Origin of the sequence: Paenibacillus plantarum (assembly GCF_013141695.1) — a bacterium.
Lineage (GTDB): Bacteria > Bacillota > Bacilli > Paenibacillales > NBRC-103111 > Paenibacillus_E > Paenibacillus_E plantarum.
This window is the reverse complement of sequence record NZ_WHNY01000040.1, coordinates 333,504-352,612: the sequence shown is the minus strand read 5'-3', so window position 1 is coordinate 352,612 and position 19,109 is coordinate 333,504. Positions and strand designations below refer to the sequence as shown.

15 protein-coding genes are annotated in these 19,109 nt (G+C 47.3%); 13 read left to right on the top strand and 2 right to left on the bottom strand.

The features are described from left to right. Positions 1–72: 72 nt before the first annotated feature. The 13 genes from GC096_RS13840 (at position 73) to GC096_RS13780 (ending at position 17,233) form a co-directional block, all read left to right on the top strand. Positions 73–1,032, top strand: a complete 960-nt coding sequence (locus tag GC096_RS13840) for an aromatic acid exporter family protein (RefSeq protein ID WP_171630879.1) — start codon at positions 73–75, stop codon at positions 1,030–1,032. 114 nt (positions 1,033–1,146) lie between these two features. Then, positions 1,147–1,716, top strand: coding sequence for an outer spore coat protein CotE (gene cotE / locus GC096_RS13835; RefSeq protein WP_171630877.1), 570 nt, complete (start codon positions 1,147–1,149; stop codon positions 1,714–1,716). A 143-nt stretch (positions 1,717–1,859) separates the two neighbouring features. Then, positions 1,860–3,329, top strand: a complete 1,470-nt coding sequence (locus GC096_RS13830) for a putative amidoligase domain-containing protein (protein ID WP_171630875.1) — start codon at positions 1,860–1,862, stop codon at positions 3,327–3,329. 238 nt (positions 3,330–3,567) lie between these two features. After that, on the top strand, positions 3,568–6,207 hold the full coding sequence (gene mutS / locus GC096_RS13825) for a DNA mismatch repair protein MutS (RefSeq protein WP_171630874.1): 2,640 nt from the start codon (positions 3,568–3,570) through the stop codon (positions 6,205–6,207). A gap of 81 nt (positions 6,208–6,288) precedes the next feature. Continuing rightward, positions 6,289–7,728, top strand: coding sequence for a S41 family peptidase (locus GC096_RS13820; protein ID WP_171630872.1), 1,440 nt, complete (start codon positions 6,289–6,291; stop codon positions 7,726–7,728). Positions 7,729–7,732: 4 nt separating this feature from the next. Further along, complete coding sequence (gene mutL / locus GC096_RS13815; protein ID WP_171630871.1) at positions 7,733–9,841, top strand: DNA mismatch repair endonuclease MutL; 2,109 nt, start codon at positions 7,733–7,735, stop codon at positions 9,839–9,841. 4 nt (positions 9,842–9,845) lie between these two features. After that, positions 9,846–10,622 carry a class I SAM-dependent methyltransferase gene (locus GC096_RS13810; RefSeq protein WP_171630869.1) on the top strand — a complete coding sequence of 259 codons (777 nt, stop codon included), beginning with the start codon at positions 9,846–9,848 and terminating at the stop codon, positions 10,620–10,622. After that, positions 10,616–11,584: a tRNA (adenosine(37)-N6)-dimethylallyltransferase MiaA gene (gene miaA, locus GC096_RS13805; RefSeq protein ID WP_376769498.1), complete on the top strand. Its 969-nt coding sequence runs from the start codon at positions 10,616–10,618 to the stop codon at positions 11,582–11,584. The genes GC096_RS13810 and miaA overlap by 7 nt, the downstream gene beginning before the upstream one ends. A gap of 191 nt (positions 11,585–11,775) precedes the next feature. After that, a complete protein-coding gene (gene hfq / locus GC096_RS13800) occupies positions 11,776–12,015 on the top strand; it encodes an RNA chaperone Hfq (protein ID WP_056620871.1) in 240 nt (79 codons plus the stop codon). Positions 12,016–12,195: 180 nt separating this feature from the next. Continuing rightward, positions 12,196–14,793, top strand: a complete 2,598-nt coding sequence (locus tag GC096_RS13795) for a transglycosylase domain-containing protein (protein ID WP_171630868.1) — start codon at positions 12,196–12,198, stop codon at positions 14,791–14,793. Between the two features lie 279 nt (positions 14,794–15,072). Beyond that, complete coding sequence (locus GC096_RS13790) at positions 15,073–15,810, top strand: peptidylprolyl isomerase (RefSeq protein WP_246302737.1); 738 nt, start codon at positions 15,073–15,075, stop codon at positions 15,808–15,810. A gap of 44 nt (positions 15,811–15,854) precedes the next feature. Next, on the top strand, positions 15,855–16,514 hold the full coding sequence (locus GC096_RS13785) for an alpha/beta hydrolase (protein WP_171630866.1): 660 nt from the start codon (positions 15,855–15,857) through the stop codon (positions 16,512–16,514). A gap of 5 nt (positions 16,515–16,519) precedes the next feature. Beyond that, positions 16,520–17,233 carry a YdcF family protein gene (locus tag GC096_RS13780; RefSeq protein WP_246302736.1) on the top strand — a complete coding sequence of 238 codons (714 nt, stop codon included), beginning with the start codon at positions 16,520–16,522 and terminating at the stop codon, positions 17,231–17,233. A gap of 54 nt (positions 17,234–17,287) precedes the next feature. Here GC096_RS13780 and GC096_RS13775 read toward each other — a convergent pair whose 3' ends face one another. Continuing rightward, a complete protein-coding gene (locus GC096_RS13775; protein ID WP_171630865.1) occupies positions 17,288–18,154 on the bottom strand; it encodes an SDR family oxidoreductase in 867 nt (288 codons plus the stop codon). A gap of 34 nt (positions 18,155–18,188) precedes the next feature. Then, positions 18,189–18,995, bottom strand: coding sequence for a GNAT family N-acetyltransferase (locus GC096_RS13770; RefSeq protein ID WP_171630863.1), 807 nt, complete (start codon positions 18,993–18,995; stop codon positions 18,189–18,191). Between the last annotated feature and the right edge of the window lie 114 nt (positions 18,996–19,109).

The following is a 19,109-nucleotide window of genomic DNA, read 5'->3' as shown; positions in this document are numbered from 1 at the left end:
AAAGGCTTGCCACCACCCATGCAAAATGAAATAATGAGCCCATAGAAAAACCTGTAAAGAGGGGAAAATACTATGGGCTTTCGTGTGCTCAAAACAGCTATTGCGGTCATAATCGCTATGTATCTGGCGTATATATTAGGGGTTTATACGCCCGGAGCAGCGGGACTTCTTGCCATTCTGGGCATTGAAGTGACGAAGAAGAAAGGCATCCAAAGTGCCTTGCACCGTATCGCGGCATCCATTCTGGCACTACTCATCGGTTCGGTCTTATTTAACTTGCTTGGGTTCCATATTTGGGTCGTTAGTATATTTATTCTGATCGTGTTTCCAGTGCTAGTTCGGTTGCGGATTACCGAGGGTGCTGTAACCGGCGCGGTTGTGATGCTGCATCTTTTTGCTTATGAATCAGCGGACTGGCCGTCTGTACTTAATGAGCTAATCTTGCTGGTTATTGGACTAGGTTCTGCTACTTTGATTAATATTGCTTATATGCCGAAGGCTGATTCCACACTTATCGCACATAAACAACAAATCGAGGGATTGTTTTCCGACATTTTTGTCAACATAGCGAAGCATCTTCGGGATAATACGGTGATTTGGGATGGAAAAGAACTTCTCGAAGTCAGTGAGGAAATTGAACGCGGGGCGAGTTTGGCGAAACGGTCGATGGAAAATACGTTGTTGTTTGGCTGGGACCCATACTGGCGTGTGTATTTCTACATGAGAGGCGAGCAGCTGGAATCCATACACCGGATGATTGATCTCGTTGCCGGCGTGTATCAGACATTACCGCAAGGTGAGTTGGTCGCTGCGATCTTCGAAGATATTAGCCAATCTGTGAAGGAAGACTATTATACAGGGGAAGCAGAGAAAGAATTACAAGAGCTGAACGCTCGCTACAAGGGAATGCCATTGCCCGAGAGCCGGGAAGAATTCGAAGTGAGATCAGCGATTTTACAGCTTAACAGAGAGTTAATGCAGTACTTAGCTATTGCCAAAAAACAAAAAAAACACCGTCCTGAAGCGGGTTGACTCTGACAGATATCAGTATTTTCGAATCTCAAAAATAATATAAAATAATTGTCACTCTAGACTACTGTCCTGCATACACTTGTAATGAATGATTGTATGGAGGAGGTTGAAAGGATGTCATTAGATAAAGATTTGCAATGCAGAGAGATCATTACAAAGGCTGTCTGCGGTAAAGGTCGCAAATTTTCTCATGTAAGTCATACCGTGACTCCGCCTTATTCTCCAACCAGTATTTTGGGCGCTTGGATTATTAATAACCAATTCGAGGCTGTCCATTCTTCTGGAGAGGGCGTAGAGGTAGTTGGTACTTACGATATCAACATCTGGTATTCTTACGATCGTAACACCAAAACAGACGTAGCAAAAGAAACCGTATCGTATGTAGAAATCGTTGGACTAAGCTACTTAGACAAAAAACATAAGTCGACGACAGCCGAAGTTTCAGCTGTCGCGACGCAAGAGCCGAACTGTGTAGAGGCCAGCATCTCTTCAAGCGGCGACAGCGTCATCATTCGGGTGGAACGCGAGTTTCAAGTTGAGCTCATTGCCGAAACGAAAGTCTGTGTAGTCGTTTGCACCAACGGCTGCAATGACTTCGACGACAAGCACGTGGATTTCGATGACAGTGGCGATGGTGATTTTGAGGATCTGGACGCCGAGCTGCTCGAGGATGAACTGGATTAGGGGATCTTTATACGCCATTATATGCGGGCTAAAGAGGTTCGGCAGAGGGCATTTGCCCTCTTTTTTGTTGTATTCGCACAATTGGGCATTCGCGTATATAAAGCGGCAAGAACGTTGGGCATAGGTGAACAGGAGGTGTTAGAATGGAAACCTTCTTCCTGCACGCACAGGAGAAAGATGCACGGGAGCTGGCCGAACGAATCCGTATTCCGAGTGGAAGCAGTCTTCCCGTGGATTGGCAAGGGCAGCTCATCATTCATTGGGGAGCTGCACATGATGAATATCCCCAGAAGCTTGCTCTGCAGCCTATTATAGCGATCATGCGCGCTCAGAATCGAAGGAAGCGGGATGCGCTGCTACAACTTCACGGTATGAAAACGGTCGCCTCACAGGCTGCCTCAGCACGAGGGAAACTGGAACCCGTGCTTTTTACACATAAATATAAAGTGGCGGTGTTTCATCTCCAATCACTTCTTATCTATGAGAAAAAGGAGACGGTTCTGCTTTCGGAGAAGTCCTTACAGCAGCAAAGACAAGTGAATGTGAATGCTGCTTACATAGAAGTAGGTCCATCTCAAATCAATTTCCACTCCCGGAGGGCGAGCCGTGAATCCGTCAAAGCCATCTATGCCCTTGGCTTAGACTATGGCCTCGTGACCATCGGCATCACGCCAACGGGGCATACGCTCGTGCTGGACGTCGATCCCGTTCCGAAGCTGAACGGGAGATTGGTGCAGCTCTTCGCGCAAGCGATCGATCAATATGATCAATCGCTTGAGAAAGAGCTAGAACGTAAAGAGAGAGCGATGCTCGGCTGCGATCCAGAGTTCCTGCTCGTCAACTCGCAGGGGAAGGTCGTCTTCGCCGACCGCTTCCTCACCCGCGATGGCGCTGTAGGCAGCGACGCCATCGTACTGAGCGGGCATCGCGTGATTCTGCCGCTCGCAGAGCTGCGCCCGCAGCCTAGCGTGGACCCGCTGCAGCTCGCAAAGAACGTGCGTGTAACCATGGGGCTTGCCGCACGGAAGATCACAGACCATAGCCTCGCCTGGTGCTCGGGCGGCATGCCTGTGCGCGGCTACCCGCTGGGCGGTCACCTGCATTTTAGCCGCTGCTGGATGAATGGGCATCTGCTGCGTGCGCTGGATAACTATCTCGCGCTGCCGCTGATCTTGATCGAGGATGAGTCCACGCGTGGTCGGCGCCCCCGATATGGTTATCTAGGCGACTTCCGGAAGAAGTCGCATGGGGGATTCGAGTACCGTACGTTGCCGAGTTGGCTGGCCTCTCCCGTCATCACGCGCGGTGTATTCGCATTGGCTGCGCTGATCGTGAATAACTACTGGCGATTAACGCAGAAACCACTGCAAGAACCAGATATTCAAGCTGCGTATTACAGCGGCGATAAGCGGAGGCTGCAGGATGAAGTAGCGAAGCTATGGAAGGAGTTAGAGCAGCTTAAGGGGTATGAGGTCCATGCTGGATTGTTGGAAGGTCTTCGTTCACAAATGACTTCCTTGACGTCGTGGAACGAAATGGCGGACATTCGGACCGCTTGGAAAATTGCACCCGGGGTGCTGAAAGAAGCATTTGATGAAGGAATCATGTTATAATAGATTATCTATCTCATCATAGAGTTAGTGATAGTTAAGAGATGATTAGTAGTTGGAAATTGGTTGGAAAATGAGTGGGATGTGAAAGCTGTACACGCATTTCGTTGTTCTGCTTGCTTAAGCCAATTGGGCATGCTGCAAGCAGAATGACTTCTATTAATCTGTGTATGGATGAAAATAAGAATGATAGTTTCAAAGAGTTCACCTTTAATTATGGAATAGGTTGGAGGAACACAAGTTGGCTACATATACGCCGATGATTCAGCAGTACTTAGCCGTGAAGGCACAGGTTCCAGATGCTTTTTTATTTTTTCGTCTGGGCGATTTTTATGAGATGTTTTTTGAAGATGCCATTAATGCATCACGCGAATTAGAGATTACGTTAACAGGCCGTGAAGGCGGCGGTGAAGAGAAAATTCCGATGTGCGGCGTTCCTCATCATGCAGCGGACAACTACATGTCTCGGTTAATTGAGAAAGGCTACAAAGTTGCCATCTGTGAACAGGTGGAAGACCCTGCTGAGGCCAAAGGCGTTGTACGCCGAGAAATCGTACGGATCGTTACGCCAGGTACCGTGATGGATAGCAAACTCCTTGGAGAATCCGTCAACAACTATATCGTCTCTTTGGTAAACCAAGCAGATGGATATGCCTTTACAGCTTGTGATATTTCAACAGGGGAGCTTTATACTACACAGCTTGCTAATTCCTGGGAGCTCGTCGTTGATGAGTTGAATGTCTATAATCCATCTGAAATTGTGACCAGTCAAGCGTTGCTGACAACGATTCGCGAGTCTGGTGCTGCGTGGGGCCGGAATATGGTGCTAACGGAGTGGACCAGAGCGGATGAAACGCTGCTTGATGAGCATTTTGCAGAAGATGCCGCGTTATTGAATTTATCTAGCATCAGTCGACAAGGTGTCGCTTCGTTGCTTGCTTATTTGAAAGAAACACAAAAAAGAGCGCTAACGCACGTGAAGCACATTCGCATCTATGAACCGGATCAATTTATGACGATGGACCCGTTTACACGTCGAAATTTAGAACTGGTTGAAACGGTTCGTGAGCGTGCCAAAAAAGGGTCGTTATTGTGGCTGTTGGACAAAACGGTAACGGCCATGGGTGCACGAATGCTGCGCCGATGGATTGAGAAGCCGCTTATGAACGTGGCTCGAATTGAGGAACGATTAGAAGCAGTCAATCTGCTCTACAATCAATTGATTGTGCGAGAAGATGTGAAGCAAGCCCTGAAGGAAGTCTATGATTTGGAGCGTTTGGTGGCTCGAATCTCCTATGGCAATGCCAATGCCCGCGATATGATTGCGTTGAAGCATTCCTTGCAGCAAGTACCGATGCTGCAGCAGTTATGTGCGACATCGGGATCCGAAACGCTGCGGAAGCTCGTTGAGAATATGGACGTCTGTGATGACGTCATGTCCTGGATTGCCAATGCCATTGAGGACGAACCGCCTGTATCAATTCGTGACGGCGGTATGATTCGCGAAGGGTATCAGCCTTACTTGGATACGCTTCGTGAAGCTAGCAAGAACGGGAAGCAATGGATTGCCGAGCTGGAGCGTCAAGAACGCGTAGCAACGGGCATTAAGACGCTCAAAATCGGCTACAACAAAGTTTTTGGATACTTTATCGAAGTAACGAAAGCCAACATGTCCGCTCTGCAGGAAGGGCGCTACGAGCGTAAACAGACGCTTGCGAATGCCGAGCGCTATGTGACGCCAGAGCTCAAAGAGAAAGAAGCGCTCATTCTGGAAGCGCAGGATAAAATGATTGATCTGGAGTATGAACTGTTCACGGAGCTGCGCGACCGGATTTCGAAGCATATCTCCAGATTGCAGAAGCTGGCGGAGGTTATTGCCACCGCCGATGTGTACCAATCGCTGGCGACGGTCAGCGCGGCGCATCACTTCCGCAAGCCGGAGATCGGCGAAGGCTTCGATCTTGCGATTGAAGACGGACGCCACCCGGTGGTGGAGGCTGTCATCCAGGATGGCTCGTTCATCGCGAACGGGACGAGCCTGCTGCAAGAGCAGGGCCGCATCCTGCTCATTACCGGGCCGAATATGGCCGGTAAGAGTACGTATATGCGGCAAGTAGCCGTGATCTGCCTCATGGCGCAGATCGGCTGCTTCGTGCCTGCGAGCTCCGCGCGCATCCCGGTCACGGACCGGATCTTCACGCGGATCGGCGCTGCTGATGATCTGATCGGCGGTCAGAGTACGTTCATGGTCGAGATGATGGACATCCAGGTCATGACGGAGAAGGCGACGAGCAGAAGCCTTGTCATCATTGATGAGCTGGGCCGCGGCACCTCGACAGGCGAAGGCATGGCGATCGCTCAGGCCGTCATCGAATTCCTTCACGATCGGATCGGCTGCAAGACGCTCGTGTCGACGCATTTCCATGAGCTCGCACATCTGGAAGAGAGCCTTGTGCATCTGCGCAATCACTGCATGGCCGTGAAAGAAAGCGGCAGGCAGGTGACCTTCCTGCGCAAGCTCATCCCTGGGGCAGCAAGTACGAGTTACGGCATCTACTGTGCCGAAATCGCCGGGCTGCCAGATGCAATCATTCAGCGCTCGTATGTGCTGCTGAATGGCTTTGAAGAGCGCGCGGCAGCGTCAGCTGTGCCGCAAGCCGCAGCGACTGCTGCGGTTGCCACAATTGCAGCACCCGTGGCAACGCCGATCCGGCAGCTGTCCCTCTTCGAGGAGGAGAGCCCAGCTGAAGTTGCCGTAAAGAAGAAGCCTGACGGCAAATCCCAACTGGTTCTAGACCAGTTGAAGGGGATTGATCTCATCAATATGACGCCACTACAGGCGCTCAATTTAGTCTATGAATGGAAGCAAAAACTACAGTAAACCAAGTCGCCAGTTTCAGTTATTTTTAATTGCACACTTCATTATTTGACTTTATATCACTACTGGAACGGAGATATGCATATGAGTTTCTCACCATTGAATAAGAAAGCAGTTAAAGCAACTCTGGCACTCGCATCGGCACTAGCCGTCGTTATGCCTGCAAGTGCCATGGCAGATGAGGATCTACAGACCGTTCTCGTACGAAAGACACTTGTCGAAAACCATGTGAGCGGCGTTTCCCTAGAGTCTTTGGCAAATCAGAGCATTGAGCAGATGATTGCTGGTTTGAAGGATCCGTATACGGTACTCTTCACACCTCAGGATTACGGTCAATTCTCGAATAGCCTTGAAAATAGTTTTGAAGGCATTGGCTGTGTTATTGGTCTTGATGACCAGGGTGTATATGTGTCGAGAACAATCCCAGGTTCCCCAGCAGAAGCTGCGGGGCTGCAGCCTGATGACTATATCCGAGCTGTAGATGGTGTTGCCGCTTCGACGACTTCAATTGATGCTGTTCGGAGTAAAATCATTGGCGTCGCGGGGACCAAAGTAAAAGTTACCGTATTGCGCGGGGATAAAGAATTAACGTTCGAACTTACTCGCCAAGCTGTAAATTCGCCCGAAGTGTATAGCAAAAGCTTTACAAATGGCGTTGGTTACGTACAAATCACGGACTTTTCAGATGAAGCGGATGAAGAATTTGACAAACAACTAAGTGCGCTGCAAGCCAAAGGACTGAAGTCGTTGATCCTAGATGTTCGTGATAATCCCGGCGGATATCTAGAAACGGCACGTAATATTGCTAAGCATTTTGTAAAAGAAGGCGTCCTCATTCATACCCAGAACCGTGATGGTGTGGATGATCCAGTGACTTTTCAGGATGGAAGTCCGCTGGGGATTCCAGTTTATATTTTAGCAAATGAGAATAGTGCAAGTGCTTCAGAGGTACTTTCGGGTGCTTTACAGGACTACGGAGTTGGGAAAGTGATTGGTATGCAAACATTTGGTAAAGGAAGCGTTCAGCAGCTCTTCGAGCTTCCCGATCAAAGTGTATTGAAGGTCACCGTTGAAGAATACTTAACACCCAAAATGCGAAAAGTGAACAAAGTAGGCATTACTCCGGACTTGAAAGTTGATGGCGTATCGGCACAGCTTATTACAGCACTTCATGAAACAGGTATTTCGGATATTCAAGTGTCGTTTACAAAGCATAATGTTACTTATAACGGTGTTGACGTTGGCTATGGCTTCGGCAGCTTCAGTGAAAAAGGTAAGTTCTATGCATCGGCACGTGGGCTAGCTGCTCTTATCGGGGCCAAAATTACATGGAATGATCAGAATCGCACCGTGGATATCACTGATAGCAAGGGAACACATGCGTTTGCGATTGATTCCGATAAGTTGATGATTGTCAACGGTATGAGCTATGTGAATGTTGATGTATTTGATGAGTATTTTCCACAGCTGAAGGTCACTCATCAAGGGGAGAACGTTTCAATTCAGGCTACAAAGGGGAATTAAGACGATGGGGAAAATTCAGCTCTTAAGCGAGCATATTGCGAACCAAATTGCAGCAGGTGAAGTGGTGGAGCGGCCTTCATCGGTCGTGAAAGAGCTGGTTGAGAACTCGGTTGATGCGGGGAGTACCCGTGTTGACGTCACGATTGAAGAAGGTGGATTAACCTTAATTCGGGTATCTGATAACGGCTCAGGCATGGCTCTTGAGGATTGTGAATTAGCTTTCCAGCGGCATGCTACGAGTAAAATTGCAACGAGCAAGGATCTGTTCTCGATCCGCACGCTAGGCTTTCGGGGTGAAGCCCTGCCAAGTATTGCTTCTGTCTCCAGGCTTGAGTGTGTAACCAGTGCGACGAATGATGGGTTGGGACGTAAAATCACCATCGAGGGCGGCACGATTCGTGCTGTGGAAGAAACAGCCGCATCGCGTGGTACAGAAGTGACAGTACGTGATTTGTTTTATAACACGCCAGCTAGATTGAAATATATGAAAACGATCCAGACGGAGCTTGGGCATATTTCTGATTATTTATATCGTCTTTCGCTCGCTCATCCTGGTATTGCTTTCACCTTGAAGCATAATGGCAATGTATTGCTCCAAACGTTAGGCAACGGGGATCTGCTTCAAGTCATTGCTGGCATCTATGGCACGGCGATTGCCAAGCAAATGCTTCCAATCCAAGTGGAAAGCTTGGATTATACCATCTCGGGCTTCGTCGCCAAGCCCGAAATGACGCGCGCGAATCGCGGTGGCATATCGACCATCGTTAATGGTCGATATGTGCGCAACTTCGCGCTGAATCAAGCCCTGCTGCAGGGGTATCACACCCTGCTGCCGATCAATCGCTTTCCCGTTGCTGCGCTGCACATCGGGATGGACCCTGCGCTTGTGGATGTCAACGTACATCCATCCAAGCTGGAGGTCCGCTTCAGTAAGGAAGCGGAGCTTACGGCATTGATCGAAGCCGAGGTGAAGCGGCTATTCGGCAGACAAGTGCTGATTCCTACGGGAGTCAAAGCGTCATCAGTGCCAAAAGGCGCATACGTTCAGGAGCAACTAGAGCTCACACGTACTGTAGAGCCGCCAAAGGAAACCCGTAGTCCGTCGATGGAGTTGGATGCGGAGTTTTATAAGGATCACAAGGATGCTGAGGATTCGAAAGATTCGAAGGGTTTGCAGGGTTTGAATGCTTTGGACGGTCTGAAGGAAACAAGTTCTAATCAGAGGAAGGATGACTCGCAGTGGTTGCCACCTCAGATCAAAGAAACTGCTCCTGATTACCGTCAGGCAGCGTCATTTCCTTCGACACTACCTTCGCAGAAGCCGCAGCCTGAGGTATCATTTTCGAGTGCCAGTTCACCTACAGAAAGTGGATTTGCAACCAAAAGAACACCAACGGCTAGTCAGAGTTACACGCCTGTGCGCGATGCATCATTTCGAAACACTTCTATTCAACAGCAACGTCGAACAAATGAGGCATTTATGGATTTGATGCCTTCGAATGAGGACAGTGATGCACCTAAGCTCCCAACGTTTCCTCGTTTGGATCCGATCGGACAAATGCATGGCACCTATTTGATTGCTCAGAATGAGACAGGGTTGTATTTAATCGATCAACATGCCGCACATGAACGTATTAATTATGAATATTATTATGAGCATTTTGGCAATCCTGCTGAGGCGAGCCAAGAATTGCTCGTTCCGATTACATTGGAATTCACTCCTTCTGAAGCGGGGGTTATTGCGGATAAGCTAGCCTTGTTTGAACAAGTTGGCGTGTATATGGAAGCCTTTGGCGGCAACACTTTCCTCGTACGTGCGCATCCTCATTGGTTCCCTTCAGGGGAAGAGAAGGCTATCGTTGAAGAGATGTGTGAGCTCATTATTTCGGATCGCAAAGCTTTGGATATCGCCAAACTGCGTGAGAAAGCAGCGATTATGTGCTCGTGTAAGGCATCGATCAAAGCTAATCAAAGCCTTGGTATACTGGAAATGGAGACATTAATTGATCGTCTCGCAGGCTGCCGGAATCCGTATACGTGTCCGCACGGACGACCGATCGTAGTAAGTTTTACAACGTATGAGTTAGAAAAAATGTTTAAGCGAGTGATGTAACCCTGTGCTAGTAACAACTTCGTATAACCCGTCCGCTGAATTGGTGGCGGAAGCCGCACGCTTATCCGTATTATATGGGGGCCGAAATGTGCCCCGTAAGAAGTATTCTTTGGAACATCTTAGGAGAAATTATAAGGATAGTTCTGTTCTGCTTGTGACAAGGGAAGAGATCAGGTACTATGAAGAAGACCACCCAGCAACTTTTTTCCATCCAAGTATGTCTCTCGTTCGTGTCAAACGGATGCAGAGGGGGGAGCCTGATTTACTCATAGAGGCATCAGGAGCCGTTTCCGGCGACCGTATCGTAGATTGTACAGCGGGGCTTGCGTCGGATGCTATCGTCTTCTCCTATGTGGTCGGTATGGAAGGGCGTGTAACAGCGCTTGAAAGTGAAACGATCCCAGCCATGCTGATTCAAGAAGGCTTGGTGCAGTATCAATCGGAAATACCGGAATTGAATGCTGCAATGAGACGCATTGAGGTTAGGCACACGCATCACCTATCCTATTTGCAGCAATTAGACACGCAGAGTGTGGATGTGGTCTATTTTGATCCCATGTTTCGCAGTCCGATTGAGGAATCGCATGCGATATCCCCACTTCGGCATCGTGCGAACGATGAAGCCGTTAGCTTGGCTTCGATCGCTGAAGCAAGACGCGTTGCACGCAAAAGTATTGTGCTTAAGGAAAACCGTGACAGTTCTGAGTTTGCTCGGCTCGGGTTCGAGCATGTGTTACGTTCAACAACGAAAACAACGTATGGAGTGATTCGATTGTGTTAGCCCCATCAGCCAAGCCGAAATTACTCGTGCTACTTGGTCCAACCGCTGTTGGCAAGACCAAGCTCAGCTTGGAAATTGCTCAGCGCTTCGATTGTGAAATTATTTCTGGTGATTCGATGCAGGTATATCGTGGCATGGACATCGGAACCGCCAAAGCGAGCGAGGCGGAGCAGCAAATCGTCCCGCATCATCTAATTGATATTCATGATCCATCGTATTCGTTTTCTGCAGCCGAGTTTCAAGAGCGAGTAAAAGGATTAATTCAAGACATTCACTCGCGCGGCAAGCTGCCTTTTATCGTTGGTGGCACAGGATTATATATCGAGTCGGTATGCTATGATTATCAATTCACGGATGTCAGCATGGATGAGGAATTCAGATTAATGCAGGAAGAATTTGCAAATACGCATGGGGAAGAAGCCCTGCATGCCAAGTTGCGGGAAATTGATCCTGAGAGTGCGGGCCGTCTGCACGCGAATGATCGCAGGCGCGTCATACGAGCACTTGAGATTTTCCATATATCTGGGGAAACCATGACCGCTCATTTGGCCTCCCAGAAAAAAGAATCTCCCTACGAACTATGTATCATTGGACTCACGATGGACCGAGCCCTGCTCTATCAGCGGATTGAAGAACGTATCGATGCGATGATTCAGGAAGGGTTGGTCGAAGAGGTACAAGCGCTACTTGCTGCTGGCACCCCAAAGTCAGCCATTTCGATGCAAGCACTTGGTTATAAAGAGATCGTCAGTTATTTGGAGCATGAGCTCAGTTTCGAAGATGCCGTAATCTTGCTCAAGCGGGATACACGTCGATTTGCGAAACGTCAATTGTCTTGGTTTAGGCACATGAAGGACATTGATTGGGTTGATGTGACAGATACAGCAAATTTTTCTGCCCATTTCGAAATGATTAGTGATATACTAGCAGGAAAGTTTGTACATAAAATAGAATATAATTAACAAATATCACCAATGATAAAAACTTCTATCGAAGTCATTTCGAAGATGAGCGACCGCGTTTAGAGGTTGTTTTTATCGCCAATAGGAAAGTTTGTTACGCACTTTATTGCTTAACAAAGGTAAACTTTCCTATGTGGTAGAAAATAGCGCCGTATGGGCGAAAGTTTCATTCCATTAAGGGGGACATACTGATGAACCGATCCATTAATATTCAGGACAATTTTCTAAATCAGCTGCGTAAAGAAAGCATTCCCGTAACCGTTTATTTAACGAATGGCTTTCAAATTAGAGGACTTATTCGTGCATTTGATAACTTCACGATCATCATTGACAGCGAAGGCCGTCAACAAATGGTGTACAAGCATGCGATCTCTACCTTCACACCACAGCGTGCTGTTTCGTTAATGGCGGCTGCAGAAGCAACGGAATAATCTGTATATCGCTTCAATTTGCAACTTTTTAATGGACTGAAACGTCTAACCGAATAGAAACTTTTGGGAGCAACCTTGTATAAAGGTTGTTCTTTTGTTGAAATTTAGTCGATTTTTCATTGGACTTGATAAATCGACTATCGCTCTAGAGAGAAACGAAACGTAAGGGAGTTGGTGAATATGGATAAAAAACCTACGAGACATCCATCCGCGCCGCAAACCAAGCCAAGGGAGTCTAAACCAAGCCAGAAAAAGGGCCCCAAGAAGAAAAAATTCAATGCACGTAAGCTCATTATGGGTTCCATCATTGCCGCAATTGTCGCTGTGATTTGCGCAACGGGGATTTATATTGTTGTCATCATGAGCGGCTTCAAAATCCTGGATGCAAATATTGATAAAATTATTTCCACAACAGAGTCTACCCTTATTTATGCGCAAGAGGAAGGGAAAGATAAGGATGGGAAAGAAAAACCTGCCACTGAGATATCCAAAATTTATCGCGGTGAAAATCGGGAAAGCGTCAATATCAAAGATGTTCCGGAACGGCTGAAGCAAGCTTTTATCGCCACGGAGGATCGTCGTTTTAATGAACACTCAGGTGTTGATTTGAGAGCCATCGGGCGTGCGCTTGTCACAGATATTATTCATATGTCTGCAGTTGAAGGTGGCAGTACAATCACGCAACAGCTTGCCAAGAACGTATTCCTAAGCTCAGAGAAAACAGCCTTCCGGAAAGGTACGGAAATGTCGATCGCATTTGCGTTGGATGAGCGGTTTACGAAGGATGAAATTCTGGAGAAATATTTGAACCGAATCTTCTTCGGAAGTAACGCTTACGGGATTAAGGCAGCAGCCAAGGTTTACTTTAACAAATCCAATTTGAACGAGTTGGAAGTATGGGAAATGGCGACACTTGCCGCACTACCCAAAGCACCTTCTCGCTACTCGCCATTAACCCACCCTGATTTATCGAAAGAACGTCGAGCAGTTGTCCTGCGGCTGATGACGGATCAGGGTTATATTACGGAGGCTGAGCGCGCCAAAGCCGCTGATGTCGATTACGTGCCGCCTGTATCGACAAGTACGGGAGGGACGAAACAGTATGCTTCGTTCGTGGACTATGTGGTTAATGAAGCAGAGGACATGTACGGTATTGAAGAAGATGAGCTACTAACCAAAGGATACCGTATATACACAACGATGGATATTAAAGCTCAGCAAACTATCGAGCAAACCTACGCGGATCCGAGTTTCTTCCAAAAGGATGCAACAGATGGTCAGAAAATTCAAAGTTCCATGGTTATACTGGACAATAAAACCGGTGGCATCATGGGATTAATCGGTGGCCGGGATTATAAAACCAAAGGGTTCAGTCGTGTGTATTCCAAAAGACAGCCAGGGTCGTCATTTAAACCAATTGCGGTCTATGCACCCGCTTTAGATAGTGGGAAATATACACCGTATTCGTTGTTAGATGATACGCAAACGTCTTTCGGTTCGTACACACCACAAAACTATGATCGCCAAACACATGGGCAGGTCACCATGTTTGAAGCCGTCAAGAAATCCTACAATCTGGCACCTGTCTGGTTATTAAACCAAATCGGTGTGAATACGGGGATTGCATTTGCGAATAAACTAGGAACCACATTAAATCCACAGAAAGATAAGAATTTAGCGATTGCGCTAGGCGGGCTTACTGACGGTGTATCGCCATTGCAAATGGCTGGAGCCTATACAGCTTTTGCAAACCAAGGTATGCAAAATAAAACTCATGCGATTTTACGCATTACAGACGCTCAAGGTAAAGAAGTTGCCGTGTATAAGCCTGAGAAAAAGCAAGTTATCCAGCCAAAGACTTCCTACTATATGACCCTGCTGCTGCAAGGTGTTGTGGAGACGGGTGGTACGGGTGTGAAAGCGAAGTTCAATCGTCCAGTTGCTGGGAAAACAGGGTCAACAGGACTTGATATTAAGGGCATTGAACAGTACGATCGAGATGTATGGTTCGTTGGCTATACCCCTGAATGGACTGCGGCCGTATGGGAAGGCTTCGATAAGGTCGATTCCAAACATTATGTGACGGTGGGGAGCGGCAGTACGGCCAACATTTTCAAGACCGTCATGTCTAAAGCTCTAGACGGCAAGCCAATTACAAACTTCGTTAAGCCTGCTAATGTAGACGATTTGAAGGAACCGCCTAGTGGAATCTCAGATGTTACGGCCACTTATGTACCAGAGTCAAAGCGTGTTAAGATTGCATGGACATCTCTCGGAGAGAAAGTTAGCTACGAAGTGTATCGTAAAAGCGCTACTGAGGCTGAAGCGAAAATGATTGTTCAAACACCTAAAGTGCTGGTCGAGGACACGACGATAAATAGCGGTGAAACCTATCAATATTATGTGGTACCGCTGGCGAGCGAATCGAATACACCGGGGGCGAAGTCGAATATCGCGACTGTTGAAATTCCGAAGGATGATTCGCTTCCGAATGGTGGTATTCCGTCACCATCCCCATCGGTTTCGCCGTCACCGTCACCAGGTAACGGGGGGAATAATCCTAATCCATCCCCATCACCGAGCGGGAAGCCAGGTCCTGCGACATCCCCAGGAGCAACGATTAAACCTGGCACAGGAACGGAAACAAGTCCAAGCCCAACACCAACACCAACACTAACGCCAACACCTAGCCCATCCATAAGTCCAACGCCGAGTCCAACGCCGACGCCATCACCGGTAAATAAGCCGATTGACGAGAAACCGAAGAATGGCACGTAAGCTGTCAGAGTGAGCATAATAAGGCCCAGAAAGGGCCTTATAGCTCCAGCGGGCCGAAGCAGACAAGCCGTAGCACCCGAAAAAGGCGTTACAAAGGCATTTTCTCGCTGAAATGTAGCTGAGTGAGCACTTTAAGACCCTAAAAGGGCCTTAAAGATTGGAATGCTAGTGTCGGACAAGCCGTAACGCCCGAAAAAGGCGTTATAAAATCTTTCTCGACCGACTAGACCTTATCTGCACGTATCATCACAAAACAAAATCAAACTGGAGGACCATTCAATGAAACTAGCCACTAAATCCATGAAGTCCAACATGCTAATCACCGCTTCCTTGCTTGCATTAACCCTGATCGCATCCGCGTGCGGCAATAAACCTACGGAAACAACTGGCGGCACGGCAACGCCTGGTACTAGCACTACTGCTCCAACATCATCCGCAACAGCAACAGCAACACCTGCGGCATCGACATCGGCAACAGCAGGCAAGCAATGGAGCAAAGCCCCAGATATGATGATTGATACGAACAAAACATATCAGGCAGAAGTAACAACGTCGAAAGGAACTTTTACAATCGACTTGTACGCCAAAGAAGCACCGAAAACGGTGAATAACTTCGTTTTTCTGTCCAAAGAAGGCTTTTATAACAATGTGACGTTTCACCGTATTATCAAAACCTTCATGATCCAAACGGGAGATCCGCAAGGGACAGGCAGAGGGGGCCCAGGCTATAAATTTGCTGATGAATTGAAAACAACGCATAAGTATGAACCAGGTACTGTGGCGATGGCTAACTCAGGTGCGAATACAAATGGCAGCCAATTCTTCATTTGTTCGGGTACGGATTGCGCGAATTTGAACAGTACGCCGAATTATTCAATTTTCGGAAAAGTCACAGCAGACAGTATGGCCACCATTACGAAAATCGCAGAAACACCAGTGGAAATGGGTGGAGAATCTACCCCAAGTAAGCCAAAAGAGAAGGTAACGATTAACACCATTGTAATCAAAGAAAAATAAACTAACATAAAGAAAGCTTTCATAAAAAGATAGGAGTGGATCTCATGAAACAACCGTGCCTATTGTTCCATGGATTTACAGGTGGACCTTATGAGGTTGAGCCGTTAGCTCGGCATTTACGAGAGCGTGGACAGCTGTGTGAGGTGCCAATCCTACCTTGGAATGGAGAATGCCGTCATCAGCTTCACGCTTCGCGTTGGGAAGAATGGGTGCAGGCAGCCGAATGGCATGCGGCCAAGATGACAGAGACGTATGGCTCCTTTGATATGGTTGGATTTTCTATGGGAGGTCTATTGGCAGCCTACTTATCGGTTCGTTACCCTGTACGTAAACTCATTCTGCTAAATACGGCGGTCATTTATGTGAGCCCAGGCCGGCTCTTGAACGTCCTTCGTGAGGAATGGAAGTATCAACGTAAAATTAGTTTCATCAAGGGGAAATCAACACCATTGGTGGCGACCTGGCAGTTTACGAGGCTTGTCCGACATCTGAAGCCGGAGCTCAGTCTAGTCAATAAGCCTACCCTTATTGCACAAGCGGAACGAGATCAAGTGATTCACCCGCAGAGTGCACGGTATATATATAGCAAGCTCAGAGGGCAGCGAGAGCTTCACTGGCACGCCAAATCAGATCATTTAATCTGTTTGAGCGAGGACGCCCCAGCCTTATTTCGGCAGGTAAGTACATTTCTGGATAAGGAGTAGGAAGGATGCCGGCAAAGCCTAGCATGAACAAAAAACAACGCGCCATCGTACCTGCACCAACGAAGAAGAAGGCCAACACTTCGAAAGTAAAAACACCATCTAGGTTGTACCGCCTATTTGTAAGGACGTTTCAATTCGTGTTGATCTCCTTTGCTTTGCTGGTGAGTTGGGTTGTGTTTATCCAGTGGAAGGTACAGTTAGGCCCAAATCAGCCGAGCTTGCCTAAGCAAGTTGATGTAGGTATCGTATTGGGAGCTTCGCTGCGTAATGATACCCCAAGTCCTGGGCTACAAGAGCGGCTGGATTTGGCTGTGGAGTTGTACAAGCAGGGGCGTTTCAAGCAGCTTATAGTATCAGGTGGTTTGGATCATAATGGTTCTAAGCTGACAGAAGCTGAGGGCATGAGGGACTATTTGGTAAAGAATGGCTTACCTAAGTCAAGCATACTGCTCGAGCCTAAGGCAACGAGTACTTATGAGAATTTACTTTTCTCTAAGCAAATTATGGACGAGAAGTCTCTTGTTAGCTCAATTATCATCACACATAAGTTTCATAGCTCTCGTTCACTTGATATTGCAGAAACGATTGGTTTCAAAGATCCGCTAGTCTCCTCTACCAAGTCAGAGGTGCTTTTCATGCCGTATCATGATACAAGAGAAACACTAGCCTACACAAATTGGTATTTAACCAAACTGCAATTGAAGCTCGGGCTGAAATGAAGAAAGCATGACAGGATAGCGGGGAATGCCGCTGCTTGTCATGCTTTCTTTTATTTATCCGTTTACGATGGTACCACCGTTGATATGTAGAATTTGCCCTGCCATGTAAGACGAGTCTTCACTAGCTAAGAATACATAGCTTGGTGCTAATTCACTAGGCTGTCCAGCCCGTTTCATCGGTGTCGTAGAGCCGAAGACCTCAACTTCCTGCGCTGTAAATGTAGACGGAATTAACGGTGTCCAGATGGGACCAGGGGCAACGCCGTTTACTCGAATGCCTTTGGCGTTCAACTGCAGCGAAAGCGAGCGCGTGAAGGTGACAATCGCTCCCTTTGTTGATGAATAATCAATTAATTGTTCGTGACCATGGTAAGCAGTAATCGAAGCGGTGTTTATAATCGCACTACCTGGCTTTAGATGAGGAAGTGCGGCTTGCGTCATATAAAAGTAGGAGAAAATATTCGTTCGGAACGTTCGTTCAAGCTGCGCTGATGTAATATCCGTTATACTTTTCTGAGGATGCTGCTCAGCGGCATTGTTCACCAGAATGTCGAGCTTCCCGAATTCTTTGACGACTTGGGCAACGACTTGTTTGCAAAAGCTTTCTTCACCAATGTCACCTGCGACGTGTAGGCACCTTCGACCCGCCTGTTCCACATGACGGTGTGTTTCTTCTGCGTCCTTATGCTCGTTCAGGTAGACGATGATCACATCGGCACCTTCTTTGGCGTAAGCCACGGCAATAGCGCGTCCTATGCCGCTGTCACCTCCAGTGATGATGGCAACTTTATCCTTCAGTTTACCAGCGGGTTTATAGTTCGCATTCTCAAATTCGGGAAGTGGCTTCATTTCCGATTCGATACCGGGTTGATGGTTCTGATGCTGTGATGGAAAAACAGGTTTTTCCTTAGTGGCAGTCATGCAATCGGCTCCTTTCATCCTAAGAAATTCTTAGTTAGGATGATACAAGTTCAGCCAAATCATACTTCACTCGGTAATGATAGCCATATTTCACTTGGTACCCAAGTTTCTCGTATAACGTAACTGCGGGCACATTGGTGGCGATTACTTGCAAATATTGCTGTGTTGCGCCTTTTGTGATGCTCCATGCCGTCATGGCATGAAGAATGGCATAGCCGTATCCCTTGCCGCGGTGCTCTTCGTGCACGATAACATTCACGAAGCCAGCCCATTCTCCTTCAACGATGACTGTGCCAAGTGCGACAATCTGGCCATGATCTTTCAGTGTAACGAAGGCTTTCGTGGCCGGCATGCGGTCACTTAATCCTTGATAAAAGCTTCGACGTTCCTCCGGGTACTGCTCTAAGAAGAGGAAAGCATCTAGCCATTCTTTCGTTACGGATTGTGTAATTTCTAATTCAAGATCGAGTGCTGAAGGATATTGCTTCTTTATGCGTTCTTCCGTGTATGAAGCCACTTGCTGGGAATTAGCTGTCATCATGTAACAAGGAGTATCTAATTCGTAGCCCTGGTCTTGCAGCAAATTGTCCAATTGATCAGGAGAGGCAGAACTAACATGAAAAATAGCAGGTAACCCATGACTATGGTAAAATTGTTCAACATGGGATAACCAATTGTCATCACGAGGGAAAGAGCCAATAGCAAACACGCTGTTTGCGCGTTTCGTTATTCCTTTGGATGCTCGAATGAGCCATTGATCAACCATTGTATTACTTTCAGCAGGCCAAGTATTTGCAGCCACACGATCAAGATATTCGAAAAAATCATATTCTGTTTGCATGGAAAGTGCCTCCATCCTCAAAAGTTATTACATAAATATACAATTTAGTGCATAAAAATTCAATTGAAAAATTGAAAAACTTGCGAACATTTTATCAATGTGTATGTGGGGAGG